Here is a 13,588-nt window from a genome sequence, read left to right as displayed (position 1 = left end):
GACGCCGTACACCACCCGCAGTACGCCGAAAACTCCGTGTACACCCCTGGAAGGCCTCGCACTTCGGTCTCTGGTCGACAACTCATCGACAGGTTGACCCCGTACCGTTGACGCATGGATCTTCGACTGCCCGGACTGAACGGGCTGCTGCGGAGGCCCCGGAGGCTCCTCGCCGCCGGGGCCGCCGTCGTCGTTCTCGCCGGCGCAGGCACATGGACGGCCGTCGCAGACGACGAGACCGCCCCGGTCCACCGCACCGACCGGCTCCTCGACACAGCGGACGGCGTGCGGATCGACACCTCGTTCTTCACCTCCCAAGGAGACCGCCGCCGCCCCGCCGTCCTGCTCGGCCACGGCTTCGGCGGCAGCAAGAACGACGTACGGCAGCAGGCCGAGGATCTCGCCAGAGACGGCTACGCGGTCCTGACCTGGTCGGCGCGCGGTTTCGGCAAGTCGAACGGGAAGATCGGGCTGAACGACCCCAAGGGCGAGGTCGCCGACGTCTCCAAGCTCATCGACTGGCTGGCGAAGCAGCCCCAGGTCGAACTCGACAAGCCCGGCGACCCCCGCGTGGGCATGGCCGGCGCCTCCTACGGCGGCGCGATCGCCCTGCTCACGGCGGGACACGACGACCGGGTGGACGCCATCGCCCCGGCCATCACGTACTGGAACCTCGCCGACGCGCTGTTCCCGAACGGCGTGTTCAAGAAGCTGTGGGCCGGCATCTTCGTCAACTCCGGCGGCGGCTGCGAGCGGTTCGAGCCCGCGCTGTGCCGGATGTACGAGAGGGTCGCGGAGTCGGGCAAACCGGACGCCGAGGCCCGCAAGATGCTCGACGCACGGTCGCCCTCCGCGGTCGGCGACAACATCAAGGTGCCGACGCTGCTGATGCAGGGCCAGTCCGACTCCCTCTTCCCACTCGGCCAGTCCGACCAGGCGGCGAAGGCGATCCGTGCGGGCGGCGCCCCCGTCGACGTCGACTGGATCGCCGGCGGCCACGACGGCGGCGACATGGAGACGAGCCGCGTCCAAGGGCGCGTGCGGAGCTGGTTCGACCGCTATCTGAAGGACGACAAGGGCGTCGACACCGGCCCCGCCTTCCGCGTCACCCGCACCCTCGGCCTCGGCTCCGGCGACGGCGAACCCCGGCTGACCGGCGTGACCTCGGACCGCTACCCCGGCCTGGAGAACAAGCAGCGCTCCATCGCCCTGGCCGGCCGCGAGCAGAGCTTCGACAACCCGCCCGGCGCCAGCCCGCCCGGCGTCTCCGCCCTGCCCGGCCTCGGCGGAGCGGGCGGCCTCAGCCAGCTGTCCTCGCTCGGCGTCGGGATCTCCCTCGACTTCCCCGGCCAGTTCGCCGCGTTCGAGTCGGCCCCCTTCCGCGACGACGTCCAGATCACCGGCTCCCCGACCGCCACGATCCACGTGAAGTCCACCAGCGACGACGCCGTGCTCTTCGCCAAGGTCTACGACGTCGGCCCCGGCCGCACCCAGCCGGTGCTGCCCTCCCAGCTGGTCACACCCATCAGGGTCGAGGACGCCAAGGCCGGCAAGGACGTCACCGTCACCCTCCCGGCGATCGACCACCAGGTCGAGGACGGCCACCGGCTGCGCCTGGTCCTCGCCTCCACGGACCTCGGCTACGCCTCCCCGGCGACCCCGGCCACATACACCGTCTCCCTCAAGGGCGACCTCAAGGTCCCGTCGGCGCTCGGCGAGAGCACCGCACAGGGCCCGCTGCCCGCCTGGGTGTGGTGGATGCCGGCCGCCGGCGCCGTGATCGCCCTGGCGCTGATCATCACGGGCCGCCGCCGCACGGCCGCACCCGCCCCGCCGGACCCCGAACTGGCCGACGTGCCCCTCCAGATCACGGACCTGACCAAGCGGTACGCCAAGTCCTCCGACCGGTACGCCGTCAAGGACCTGTCGTTCCGCGTGGAGAAGGGCCAGGTCCTCGGCCTGCTCGGCCCGAACGGCGCCGGCAAGACCACCACCCTGCGCATGCTGATGGGCCTGATCAAGCCGGACGGCGGCGAGATCCGCGTCTTCGGACACGCCATCAGCCCGGGCGCCCCCGTCCTGTCCCGGGTCGGCGCCTTCGTCGAGGGCGCGGGATTCCTGCCGCACCTGTCCGGCCGCGAGAACCTGGAGCTGTACTGGCGCGCCACCGGCCGCCCCGCCGAGGACGCGCACATGGACGAAGCCCTGGAGATCGCGGGCCTCGGCGACGCGCTCGCCCGCGCGGTGCGCACCTACTCGCAGGGCATGCGCCAGCGCCTGGCCATCGCGCAGGCCATGCTCGGCATGCCGGACCTGCTCATCCTCGACGAACCGACCAACGGCCTCGACCCGCCCCAGATCCGCGAGATGCGCGAGGTGATGATCCGCTACGCCGCGGCAGGGCGCACGGTCATCGTCTCCAGCCACCTCCTCGCGGAGGTCGAGCAGACCTGTACGCACCTGGTCGTGATGGACCACGGACAGCTCGTCCAGGCGGGCCCGGTCGAGGACATCGTCGGCTCGGGCGACACCCTCCTGGTGGGCACGGCCACGCCCGTCGACGGGCCCGTCGTCGAGAAGGTCGCCGCCCTGCCGGGCGTCGCCTCGGCCGTGCCCGTCGACGAGGGCCTCCTCGTCCAGCTCGACGCCGACGGCACCCCGCAGCGCCTGGTCGCCGAACTCGTACGGCTGGACGTGCCCGTGCGGTCGGTCGGCCCGCACCGCCGACTGGAGGACGCCTTCCTCACCCTGATCGGAGCCGAAGCATGAGCAAGCTCGCCGACCGGGCCGAGCCCGTCGAGGTCGCCGACGGCTACCGCGCGGGCCGCACCCTGCCCTTCCGCGTCGAGCTGGTCCGGCAGCTGAAGCGGCGCCGCACGATGGTCATGGGCGGCGTCCTGTTCGCCCTGCCGCTCATCCTGCTCATCGCCTTCCAGGTCGGCGGCGACCCGGGCGGCAACAACAACCGCGTCAACCTCATGGACACGGCGACGGCGTCCGGGGCCAACTTCGCGGCCGTCAACCTCTTCTCCGGCGCCGGCTTCCTCCTCGTCATCCCCGTCGCCCTGTTCTGCGGCGACACGGTCGCCTCCGAGGCGAGCTGGTCGTCCCTGCGCTACCTGCTCGCGGCGCCCGTGCCCCGGGCCCGGCTGCTGTGGTCCAAGCTCGCCGTCGGACTCAGCCTGAGCCTGGCCGCGCTGGTGCTGCTCCCGGTCGTCGCCCTCCTCGTCGGCACGGCCGCCTACGGCTGGGGCCCGCTCGAACTGCCCACCGGCGGCACCCTGCCCACCGGCACCGCGGCCCAGCGCCTGCTGATCGTCGTCGGGTACATCATGGTGTCCCAACTGGTCACCGCTGCCCTCGCGTTCTGGCTGTCGACCCGGACGGACGCACCGCTCGGCGCGGTCGGCGGCGCGGTGTTCCTGACCATCATCGGCAGCGTCCTCGACGAGGTGACGGCCCTCGGCGACTGGCGGCACTTCCTGCCCGCGCACTGGCAGTACGCCTGGCTCGACGCCGTCCAACCCCGGTTGCAGTGGACGGACATGATCCAGGGCACGTCGATTTCCGTAACGTACGCGCTCGTGCTGTTCGCCCTGGCCTTCCGCGGTTTCGCCCGCAAGGACGTCGTCTCCTAGGTCAACGGAGGATCACCCACCGGTCTCGAAGGCCGGTCCCCGTGGCCGCTTCGAGACGCTTCCGCAACCCCCCGTACCGCACGTTCCGGCCCCCTGCGCCGTCACAGTCGCAAGAAGGCGACGCCAACGGACTCAGGGGGCACGGACGATGAAGCCGTACGAGCGGTACCGGACACGCAAGCTGCTGCTGGCGCTCACAGCGGCGGGCGGACTGCTGCTCACCGCGTGCAGCGGGGGCGGCGCCGGCAGCGAGGGCAGCAAGGCCGCCGACCGTGACACCTCGGGCCTGCCCGCGCCCGCCCAGAGCCAGGGCAGCAGCGAGCGCGACGACCGCCGAGAAGATCCCGACCACCTCTCCACCTTCGCCCTCGACGTCGACACCGCCTCCTACGACTACGCCCGCCGCACCCTGGCCGACGGCAGGCTCCCGGACCCTTCGACGGTCCGCCCCGAGGAGTTCGTCAACAGCTTCCGCCAGGACTACGAACGCCCCGACGGCGACGGCTTCTCGGTCACCGTCGACGGCGCCCGCACCGCCGACGAGGACTGGTCCCTGGTCCGCGTGGGCCTGGCCACCCGCACCACCGGGCGCACCGGCGAACGCCCGCCCGCCGCCCTCACCTTCGTCATCGACATCTCCGGCTCCATGGCCGAACCGGGCCGCCTGGACCTCGCCCAGGAGTCCCTGGCGGTGATGACGGACCGGCTGCGTGACGACGACTCGGTCGCGATCGTCACCTTCAGCGACGACGCCGAGACCGTCCTGCCCATGACCCGCCTCGACGGCCACCGCGACGAGATCCACGACGTCATCTCCGAGCTGGACACCCGCGACTCCACCAACCTCGGCGCGGGCGTCGAGACCGGCTACGAGACGGCCGTCGAGGGCCTGCGCGAGGGCGCGACCAACCGGGTCGTCCTCGTCTCCGACGCCCTCGCCAACACCGGCGACACCGACGCCGACACGATCCTGGAGCGGATCTCCGGGGAACGCCGCGAGCACGGCATCACCCTCTTCGGCGTCGGTGTCGGCAGCGACTACGGCGACGCCCTGATGGAACGCCTCGCCGACAAGGGCGACGGCCACACCGTGTACGTGTCCGGCACCGACGAGGCCCGCAAGGTCTTCTGCGAGGAACTCCCGCGCAACATCGACCTCACGGCCCGCGACGCCAAGGCCCAGGTCGCCTTCGACCCCGAGACCGTCGAGGAGTTCCGCCTGGTCGGCTACGACAACCGCAGGGTCGCCGACGAGGACTTCCGCGACGACCGCGTCGACGGCGGCGAGGTCGGCCCCGGCCACACCGTCACCGCCCTGTACGCCGTGCGCGTCAGGCCCGGCGCCGAGGGCCACCTCGCCACCGCCACCGTCCGCTGGCTCGACCCCGGCACCCGCGACCCGCACGAGGAGACCGGCGCCCTGGAGACGGACGCCCTCGACGACTCCGTCCGCAGCGCGAACCGCTCCTTCCAGGTCACCGCGACGGCCGCCTACTTCGCCGACGCCCTGCGCCACGACGACCCCTCGCTGCCGGGCGCCCCGGGGCTCGGGGAACTCGCCGAGCACGCCGAGGACTTGGCGGACCGCACGGAGGACACGGAGATACGCCGCCTCGCGGAGGCCATCGACACGGCGAAGCGCCTGAAGCGCACCGACCGAGAATGAACGTTCATATTCTTGGGCGATTTTCAGAACTCAGGGGAACGCGGAGCCCGGTATCGAGCACTTCAGAGGAAATTCGCCATGGCACGCCACCCCTTCCGCGCAATTGAGAAATCCATCATCATGAACGGGCCGGGCCTGACCAGCCTGGGTGGCAAGGGGGAAAATGCCGTTTCCAATGGATCCGGAGGAACCTCATGCGAACCATCAGGAGGCAGGCCACGGAGTGGCTCGCCCGAGCAGCGACCGATCCGCGCGACTGCAAACGGCAGTGGCACGGAGAAAGCGGCGTCGCGGTGCTGGCCTGCGGACGGTACTGGGATGTGCTGAGTGTGCCGGAGGAATTGGGCGCACTGGCCCTGGACGCCCTCTTACGCACCCCCCAGGCGCCCGGCCCCGTACTGGCTGACGCCGTCGCCCGCAGAGTGGGCTTCTTCCTGCCGCCGCATCCCGCAGGCCGCTGGATCGGCATGGACGTCCGATACCTGGGCCATGGCGCATGGGTCACGGTACCCGCGCCGCACCGGGCCCCAGGGCGTCTCCGCTGGCTTGTTCCCCCCGACGGTGTGGGAACGCTGTTTGTTCCCACAGCCGTGGAAGCGGCTCTCCAGCAGGCCCTGGGCACTCTCGCGGCCCGGGCCGCCCCGCGGCGGCAGTGTCCTGTGTGTGGAACGCGGACCGCTGGAACCCTTCTTCGCAGTGGTGGCCGGTCCAGATGACAACCATGGGTCCACAGGGAATCCCTGGGGCAGGCAGGGCGGATTTCCACCAGCATCGCGGGATTACGCAAGGCGTACCAGATGTGTGCGGGGTGAGGGCGAGGTTGAGGACGAGGATGTGCGCGCGGACGCCGCGTGAACTCTCCGTCAATGTCGCTGGATGCCGGGGGTGGCTGTGCCGAGTGGTGTCGTGAAATGGTTCGATTCTGACCGGGGAGTGGGCGTCATCGCGCGGGACGGCGGAGCATCGGATGTTGTCGCCTGTCGTTCCGCGGTTCACGGTCGTGTGGACCGCACGCCACTCGCGGGCGAGCGGGTGTTCTTCGACATCACCGAGGACTCCGCCGGCATCCGGGCCGACAACATCTGCCGGATCGCGCCAGGGGTGCGCTGTCCATCGGCTCGCGGTATTCAGCTGCGGACCGAGGCAGACGCGATGCCCGAACTCACCGCCCATGCCAACTCAATGGCCCCCTCGCACACACAAGCGTGAAGGCCACGGAGGCTGATCACCCCTCCGAGGCGGACCGGTCAGCAGCCGGGCGTGGCAGATTGCGGGGCTCCTGAGCCCGTGGTCACATCTTCCCGTAAGGCGCGTAAGGGGTATTTCGGCGCCGTAGATCAGGGGCAGCTCGCTGATGGCGGCCTGCCACCAGTCACTTTGGAGGACCCATGTCTCACCGCATGCTTCGCTCGGCGGCCACCGTGCTGCTGGCTTCAGCGCCGCTTCTGGCTGTCGCGCCGGCGCAGGCAGCTCCGCAGGGCTTCCCCTGTGTCGTCGGGCTGCAGCAGATCACCAGCGACGGGAGCAGCACGGTCACCGTCGGCATCACATGCGGCGCGGCGCGGACCGTGGGGGTGCGGATCTCCGCCGGTGACACCGAACTCGCCAACGTGAAGAAGGACGTCAAGGCAGGCGTTACGGAGAACGTCAGTGTCACCGTGCCCGCTGTGCCACGCGTTTGCGCCACGCTGGAGACCGACGGCCAGAGCGCCACGGTCTGCACCCGCTGACGGGTCTCTCTCGTCGCCGTCCGCCTGACGTACACAGCCGCCGTCGCCCACTTCGCGATCCGCGAGGTCTGGGGGGCGGCGACTTTCGTGTGAACAGCGTGTGCCGTCAGCGATCCCGCAGGGGTACGAACACTCTTGGGCAGCATCGCAGTTGACGAAGTGACAGACTGAACCCTCCTCCAGCCGAAGCAGGGGTTGCGGCCGTCCGGGACGCTGCCGCCGCCACCGGGCTGGATGCGTCGGCTGGGGGTGGCCGGCCGCGGGCGTACCGCCGCCGGGCGACGCTGGACGCGGTCCGCTGCCTCGTGGGCAACGGCATCAAGTGGCGCGACCACGGCCTGGTCAAGGAGTTCCACGACCAGCTGCGCGGACAGGTCCGCTACAAGCTGTCGTCGGCGCCGGCCCCCAGGACTTCGACGACGGCGAACCACGCAGCCGCTCAGGTACTGCCTGAGCAGGTGGCCGCCGCGCACCACCGCCTCGCCCTCGTCCGGGCTGACGGCGGTCGAGCGAGCGCTGTGATGATGCGCCGGCAGTCCACCGGAAGCACCGACCAGGCCGGCCCCTCCCGCCATACCGGCACCTGGACTTCGGCTTCGCCGCCCCCGGTGTCGACAGCTCGGTCCCGTCGGCCGGGGCACCCACAGGGGACGATCCTTCGGGTCGGCTATCACCTGCCCGCTCATTCCGTACCTCGATGACAGAGGTAGGGAAGGGCTCTGCGCGCGAGTTCAAGCCCGTTGTGCTGCCGGTGTGGCGTTACTCCATTGGTGGAGGTAATGGGCCGCGACCTGGGCATTGGGTAGTTCCTATTACCTGCCCTGTTGGGGCCATGTGGATGAAGTTCCGCAGTCAGGGGTGCTCGAAGTGGCGTCTGCTTCGGCGCTGGGGCAATATCGGTCTCGTTCTTCCAACGGGGAAGAAACAGAACGGAGATATTCCAATGCGCAAGAGCATGAAGCGCGGTGCTGCCGCGTCCCTGGCGGCGGTGGCCATCCTCGCGGGTTCCGCCTCGGCTGCCAGCGCTTACAGCGGCAGCGACGACGAGCAGCCGCCGGTGACCGTGGTCAACGAGATCACCAACACCAACACCAACAGCAATGACAACGACAACGACAACGACAACACCGCTGTCGCTGTCAACGACAACGACAACACGGCCTCGGCTGCCATCACCGTCGACCTCGGTGGCCTCCTCGGCGGCTGACGTCCACGGGACGCACGGAGTTCCCCTTTTCCGGATGGTGACTGTTCAAGTCCGATGCGGCAGGGGCACCCGCATTCGATTCCCTCGGGGGTCGTGACCCACTTGAAAGCGTCTTTCCCTGGCGGCGGATGGGGCGACTACCTCATCCGCCGAGGGAGAGACGCTTTCGCTTTGTCAGATTTGATGATGATCACTTGAAATGGGCGCCGTAGGCGATCGCGCACGCAGTGCACTTCGGAGGGGAAATGAGTGACACGATCATTCTGCCGCGTTGCCCGGAGTCGGGAAAGGCGTCGTTCCGTAGCGAGGACGAGGCTCGCGCCTGGCTCGTCAGGCAGCCGCTGATCGAGAAGATCCCGGACCGGATCTATCGGTGCCCCGGCTGCCGTTATTGGCACTTCACCGGATCTCATTTTCTGACAAGTCAGAAGATCAAGCGGCAACGAAACTACGGCAGGCGTGAAGCCGCTCCCCGGCGCAGCCGCAAAAAGAGGGGGAGAACCTGACGAGAGAGGGCGCGTCGGGGCCCGCCGTCGGCGTCGTCAGGCCCGTGTGCACCACGTACAGGACTCCGCACCACGTCAGCCGAACGGCTGCGGCAGGGGCCGGCCTCGGGGTCTGTTCCTTCGGTCCCGGGGTTGGTTTTTGCACTTGATTCGAGTAGGAGGAAAACCAGATTGCGACAGAACCTGAGCAGGGGAATGGTCGTGGCAGCCGCCGCGACGAGCATTCTGTCCCTGTACGGCATGCCGGCGTTCGCGGACCCGCGCTCCGAGGGAAGCCCCGGGGTGTCACCCAGCGCCGTGGCGGGGAACGAAGCGGAGTCCGTAGCGGACGCTGCCGTAAAGGCGGCCCTCGGTTCCGCCGGCGAGGGCGAGGTGGCGAACTCGTCTGACGAGGCAGCCTCGACCAGCGACGCGGACGCGCGCTCCGAGGGAAGCGCCGGGGTGTCACCCAGCGCGGTGGCGGGGAACGAAGCGGAGTCCGTAGCGGACGCTGCCGTGAGGGCGGCCCTCGGTTCCGCCGGCGAGGGCGAGGTGGCGAACTCGTCTGACGAGGCAGCCTCGACCAGCGACGCGGACGCGCGCTCCGAGGGAAGCGCCGGGGTGTCACCCAGCGCGGTGGCGGGGAACGAAGCGGAGTCCGTAGCGGACGCTGCCGTGAGGGCGGCCCTCGGTTCCGCCGGCGAGGGCGAGGTGGCGAACTCGTCTGACGAGGCAGCCTCGACCAGCGACCCGGATCCGCGCGGGCGGAACGACGCTTCCCACGACGGCCGCGACCAGGGTGCCGACCTCCAGGGCAGTCGCGGCGATGACAGCGGCTATGGCGATGACCCGGGCTACGGCGACGAAGGCTCCGCGGACGACGGTTACGGGGACGATGGCGGCTCCGCGGACGACGGTTACGGGGACGATGGCGGCTCCGCCGACGGCGGTGGTTACGGGGACGATGGCGGTTCCAAGCACGACGGTGGCTACGGGGACGACGGTGGTTCCAAGCACGACGGTGGCTACGGGGACGACGGTGGTTCCAAGCACGACGGTGGCTACGGGCACGATGGTGGCTACGGGCACGACGGTGGCTACGGGCACGACGGTGGTTCTGGGCACGATGGTGGCTACGGGGACGACGGTGGCTACGGGGACGATGGTGGCTACGGGGACGATGGTGGCTACGGGCACGACGGCTACGGGGACGACGGTGGCTACGGCGACGACTCGTCCACCCCGCCCACGTCACCGCCCAGCTCACCTCCGTCAGAGCCGGAGACGCCCACGCCCCCGCACCCGACCTCCCCGGACGTCCCTCGCACCGAGCCCCCGGCGGAGCCGCCCTCACTCGCCGAAACCGGCGCGGACGAGCAGGTGCTCGTAGCCGCGGGAGCCGCCGCGCTGCTGGTGGCAGGGGGCACCGTCGTGTACCGACGAGGCCGAGCCGGGTTTCGTCGGTAACGAGACCGCTCGATAGTGCTCCTTCCGGGTGCCGGACGAACCATGTCCGGCACCCGAACTCGTTCCTGGCTCTTGGCCAGGGCTCACCCGCACGGGGAACTCACGTGGCGATAGCTCAGGAGCCGTGACGGTATGGCAGGTGGCCGGACCAGCGCGGCGGCGGTGCGCAACAGGATGCACACGTCCTGCCGCTGGCGAGCGGCGTAACCGGGGTAGGTCTGGCTGAACACGGCGACGAAGTAAGGCCGTTCGGGGCGCGGCCCGACCAGGGCCCATGTCGCCCCGGAAGACATTCCACAGCTGGGGCACGCGCTCAGCCTTGCTGACGCACACCACGCAGGTGGTCCAGCGCGCCCCGCACCGTTCCCACGCCGCGGTGCCACAGCCACACGCCTCGAACGACCAGGCGTGCGGCTGGAACACCGTAGGGATCCGTCCCGCACCACCAGCCGGGCCGCGAGTCCGGCCTTGGCGCTGTGCGCGTGCAGCACATCAGGCCTTGCCGGCTGGTTCGTCGCGTCATCAGGTACACCGTCCGGCCCTGGCGACTCCCGGCCTGGTTCGGGTCTTGCGCCGAATGCGGAGGGGTGGCGGGCGACCCCGGCGGTACGTCTGACCAGCGACGACTCCCCCTCCTGACGTAGCTTCCACTACACAGGGTGTTGTACGTGTTGCAGACAGTGGTGGCTGCTTTCACTCTGGACGCAGGAACCCCCATGCATGACCTGCGAAAGGAAACTTCCATGCCCGCTCTCTCGGCTCGGCGCATCGCGTCTTCCGCACTGTGCGCCACCCTCGCGCTCGGCGTCGCGGCTCCCGCTGCCCTGGCTGCCGACACCGTGCGCGACCGCACTTCCGTGGAGGCCCCCGTCGCCGACGCGGCCACCCTCCAGGCCCAGGTTCAGCAACTGGGCTACATCGGAACCGTGGTGTCGCCGGTCACCGCGCTGATGGACGCCGCGCTCAAGGTCGAAAAGGGTGAGCTTTCCGCCACGGAGGCCGCCAAGCTCGGGGACGCCGCCAGGGCCGCCATCGCCAGGGCCGCCACCGCCGTACAGACGAACACGACGGCTTCCGCCACTCCGGCGGCCCCCGTGGTGCCGAATACCCCGCCGGCGTCGACGAACCAGGCGTCCGTGCCGCTGTCGCCGACGGGAACCACGGCACGTGACACCGCGAAGGCGGCCGAGACGAGGCAGGGCCTGGAGGACCTGCAGTCACTGGTGGATGCCCTGCTCGCGGCCCTCTCCAACCCGGCCGCCATCCTGCCCGCGATCACGGACCTGGCGCTGGGGCTCGTGTCCACCCTCACAGGCCTCCTGGGCAACCTGCCGGGCCTGCCGGTCCCGCTGTCTTCCTGAGTACGGGCAGGTGCGCCTGAGGTGAAGCAGGCACTCGGCCCGGACGTCGTACCGGCCCTGCGGCGGGCCGGTACGACGTGTTTGTGACGGCTGGACCATGCCGACCATGTCTTTCCCTGCTCATACGAGGATGAGAAAGGCGGACAAGGTGTGCCCTTCATTCGGGTGACCTTCGGTGTGGGCCGCCGTATTTTTCCGCGTGCGGGGTTTCCGCTCGGTCCGGGGCTCGTTGAAGGCGGTGAAGTAATCCCGCCGGTGACTTTCGAGTTGCCGTCGAAAGGAACACGATGGAGTCTCTCAAGGCCGCCGCCCTCGTTGCCGGGTCCTTGATCGTGGCCGGTGCCGCCGCTCAACTGCAGGCGCAGGGCTGAGCGGGACTCCCGCGTCGGTCCCACCGCGCATGGGATCGGTGCGTCGTGCGTGTGTCACGTGGACCGCCTTTTTCAAGGCGATGAGGAGGCCAGCATTGGGAACCGGCGAACCACCGCAGTCACAACCAGGGCGCCCCGCGGCGCCCGCGACGGTCATCCCCGCGGCTGCCGGCTCCGCGCACCCCGCGAAGTCGCCCGCCCACCACGCCAGGGCCACGGTGCGACGCCGTGTGCTGTGGGGGCTGTTCGCATCGGCGTTCACGGCGGCTCTCGCCCCAGCCCTGGTGGCGTCGGGGACGACCCCGATGGCATCGGGATCGGAGGGGAAGGCGCCGGGACCGGCCGGAGACGGGGAACGGTTCGACGAGACGTACCGCGGGCGCCGCATCACAGGTGTCCGACATGACGCCGAGCGGCCTGCGGAGGAGGGCCCGAGCGCGTGGCACGTCACCGTCGACGGACGGACGTTGCATCTGATGCGCCGGGCGGACGGCAGCTGGATGAGCATGATCGACCACTACCAGTCGTACGCGACCCCGCTCGCCGCCGCGCGCGCTGCCGTCGACGAACTCGGCCCCGGCGCACGGCTGGGCACGCCGCAGGAGCGGGGCAGCCGCACGGAGGACAGCCGTACGGCGAACGGCAACAAGGACACCGAGGGGGAGCATCGCCATGGTGTACACACGTAAGGACGTCAGCACGCTCACCCAGTCCGAACGTCGCCGGCTCGTCAACGCGCTGCTGGAGCTCAAACGACGCGGGGAGTACGACGAGTTCGTGCGTATGCACATCGAGTACTACGCCCCCGACGGCGAGGGCGGCCTGCGCACCGCCCACATGGCACCTTCCTTCCTGCCCTGGCACCGCAGGTTCCTGCTGGAACTGGAGAACGCGCTGCGCCGCGTGGACGAGTCGGTGACCCTGCCGTACTGGGACTGGACGCGCAACCGCACGCCGACGGCCGTACCGTGGACCGATGACCTGCTCGGCGGCACCGGGCGGCGTTCCGACCGGCAGGTGATGTCCGGCCCCTTCGCCTACCGCCACGGCATGTGGACGATCAAGGTGGGGTTCACCGACACGGCATACCTCACGCGTGATCTGGGCCGCCCCCAGGACCCGTTCGCGCTGCCCAAGGCCTCAGACATCGAAGGGGCCCTCAGCGATCCCGTCTATGACACGGCACCCTGGAACTCCCAGTCGACCAAAGGGTTCCGCAACAAGCTGGAGGGGTGGGGTTCCGGGCGGGGCCCCGCTTCGTGGCACACCCACAACCGGGTCCACCGTTGGGTAGGCGGGCAGATGATGGGCGGCGCGTCTGTCAACGACCCCGTCTTCTGGTTGCACCACGCCTTTGTGGATCTTCTCTGGTTCCGCTGGCAGCGGCGGCACCCGGACGCAGGCTATCTCCCCGCGAAGCCGCTGGCCCGAGGGGACGCACAACGCGGCCGAGTCATCGCGCTGCACGAGCGGATGCCGCCCTGGGGCGTCACACCGGCAGAGCTGGAGGACCACAGCCGGATCTACCGGTACGCGTAGTCCGTACGAGCCGTGTACGGGCGCGGCTGCGCACGCGCGGCACGCGAACGCGGCACGGCGAGGCCCGTTGGGCGTACCGCGGGGACCGGCCGGTCAGTAGCCGCCGACGCGGGCGCCCGTGGCC

Annotated in this window: 11 protein-coding genes and 1 pseudogene; 10 read left to right on the top strand and 2 right to left on the bottom strand. The window is 70.1% G+C overall.

The features are described 5' to 3' along the window. The first annotated feature begins 114 nt into the window (after positions 1 to 114). From ACFZDA_RS07430 to ACFZDA_RS07400, 7 genes are all read left to right on the top strand, one after another. Positions 115 to 2,769, top strand: a complete 2,655-nt coding sequence (locus ACFZDA_RS07430) for a CocE/NonD family hydrolase (RefSeq protein ID WP_391076263.1) — start codon at positions 115 to 117, stop codon at positions 2,767 to 2,769. Continuing rightward, positions 2,766 to 3,638 (top strand): ABC transporter permease, encoded by an 873-nt coding sequence (locus ACFZDA_RS07425; protein WP_391076259.1) that lies wholly within the window; start codon positions 2,766 to 2,768, stop codon positions 3,636 to 3,638. The genes ACFZDA_RS07430 and ACFZDA_RS07425 overlap by 4 nt, the downstream gene beginning before the upstream one ends. 148 nt (positions 3,639 to 3,786) lie before the next feature. Continuing rightward, positions 3,787 to 5,304 (top strand): von Willebrand factor type A domain-containing protein, encoded by a 1,518-nt coding sequence (locus tag ACFZDA_RS07420; protein WP_391076256.1) that lies wholly within the window; start codon positions 3,787 to 3,789, stop codon positions 5,302 to 5,304. 876 nt (positions 5,305 to 6,180) lie between these two features. Continuing rightward, positions 6,181 to 6,513, top strand: a complete 333-nt coding sequence (locus tag ACFZDA_RS07415) for a cold shock domain-containing protein (RefSeq protein ID WP_391076252.1) — start codon at positions 6,181 to 6,183, stop codon at positions 6,511 to 6,513. A 191-nt stretch (positions 6,514 to 6,704) separates the two neighbouring features. Further along, positions 6,705 to 7,034 (top strand): hypothetical protein, encoded by a 330-nt coding sequence (locus ACFZDA_RS07410; RefSeq protein ID WP_391076249.1) that lies wholly within the window; start codon positions 6,705 to 6,707, stop codon positions 7,032 to 7,034. A 943-nt stretch (positions 7,035 to 7,977) separates the two neighbouring features. After that, entirely contained in the window at positions 7,978 to 8,241 is a 264-nt protein-coding gene (locus tag ACFZDA_RS07405) for a hypothetical protein (RefSeq protein ID WP_391076246.1), read from the top strand. A 245-nt stretch (positions 8,242 to 8,486) separates the two neighbouring features. Further along, the gene (locus ACFZDA_RS07400) at positions 8,487 to 8,747 is read left to right on the top strand and encodes a hypothetical protein (RefSeq protein WP_391076242.1); all 261 of its coding nucleotides are present in this window, start codon (positions 8,487 to 8,489) and stop codon (positions 8,745 to 8,747) included. Positions 8,748 to 9,350: 603 nt separating this feature from the next. On the opposite strand, the gene ACFZDA_RS07395 is transcribed toward ACFZDA_RS07400, so the two are convergent. Both ACFZDA_RS07395 and ACFZDA_RS07390 read right to left on the bottom strand, forming a co-directional pair. Continuing rightward, positions 9,351 to 9,923: a hypothetical protein gene (locus ACFZDA_RS07395; RefSeq protein ID WP_391076239.1), complete on the bottom strand. Its 573-nt coding sequence runs from the start codon at positions 9,921 to 9,923 to the stop codon at positions 9,351 to 9,353. Positions 9,924 to 10,276: 353 nt separating this feature from the next. After that, a pseudogene (locus tag ACFZDA_RS07390) lies at positions 10,277 to 10,508 on the bottom strand (sugar transferase); the annotation flags it as partial. A gap of 428 nt (positions 10,509 to 10,936) precedes the next feature. On the opposite strand from ACFZDA_RS07390, the gene ACFZDA_RS07385 reads away from it, so the two are divergent. The 3 genes from ACFZDA_RS07385 to ACFZDA_RS07375 all read left to right on the top strand — a co-directional run bounded on the left by ACFZDA_RS07385 (position 10,937) and on the right by ACFZDA_RS07375 (position 13,464). After that, positions 10,937 to 11,554: a hypothetical protein gene (locus tag ACFZDA_RS07385; RefSeq protein ID WP_391076236.1), complete on the top strand. Its 618-nt coding sequence runs from the start codon at positions 10,937 to 10,939 to the stop codon at positions 11,552 to 11,554. A 589-nt stretch (positions 11,555 to 12,143) separates the two neighbouring features. Beyond that, a complete protein-coding gene (locus ACFZDA_RS07380) occupies positions 12,144 to 12,614 on the top strand; it encodes a tyrosinase family oxidase copper chaperone (RefSeq protein WP_391076807.1) in 471 nt (156 codons plus the stop codon). Next, entirely contained in the window at positions 12,598 to 13,464 is an 867-nt protein-coding gene (locus ACFZDA_RS07375; RefSeq protein ID WP_391076233.1) for a tyrosinase family protein, read from the top strand. The genes ACFZDA_RS07380 and ACFZDA_RS07375 overlap by 17 nt, the downstream gene beginning before the upstream one ends. Positions 13,465 to 13,588 lie beyond the last annotated feature (124 nt).

Origin of the sequence: Streptomyces sp. NPDC007991 (assembly GCF_042958445.1) — a bacterium.
Lineage (GTDB): Bacteria > Actinomycetota > Actinomycetes > Streptomycetales > Streptomycetaceae > Streptomyces.
The sequence above is the reverse complement of the archived record's forward strand: the minus strand, read 5'-3'. Positions and strand labels throughout refer to the sequence as shown.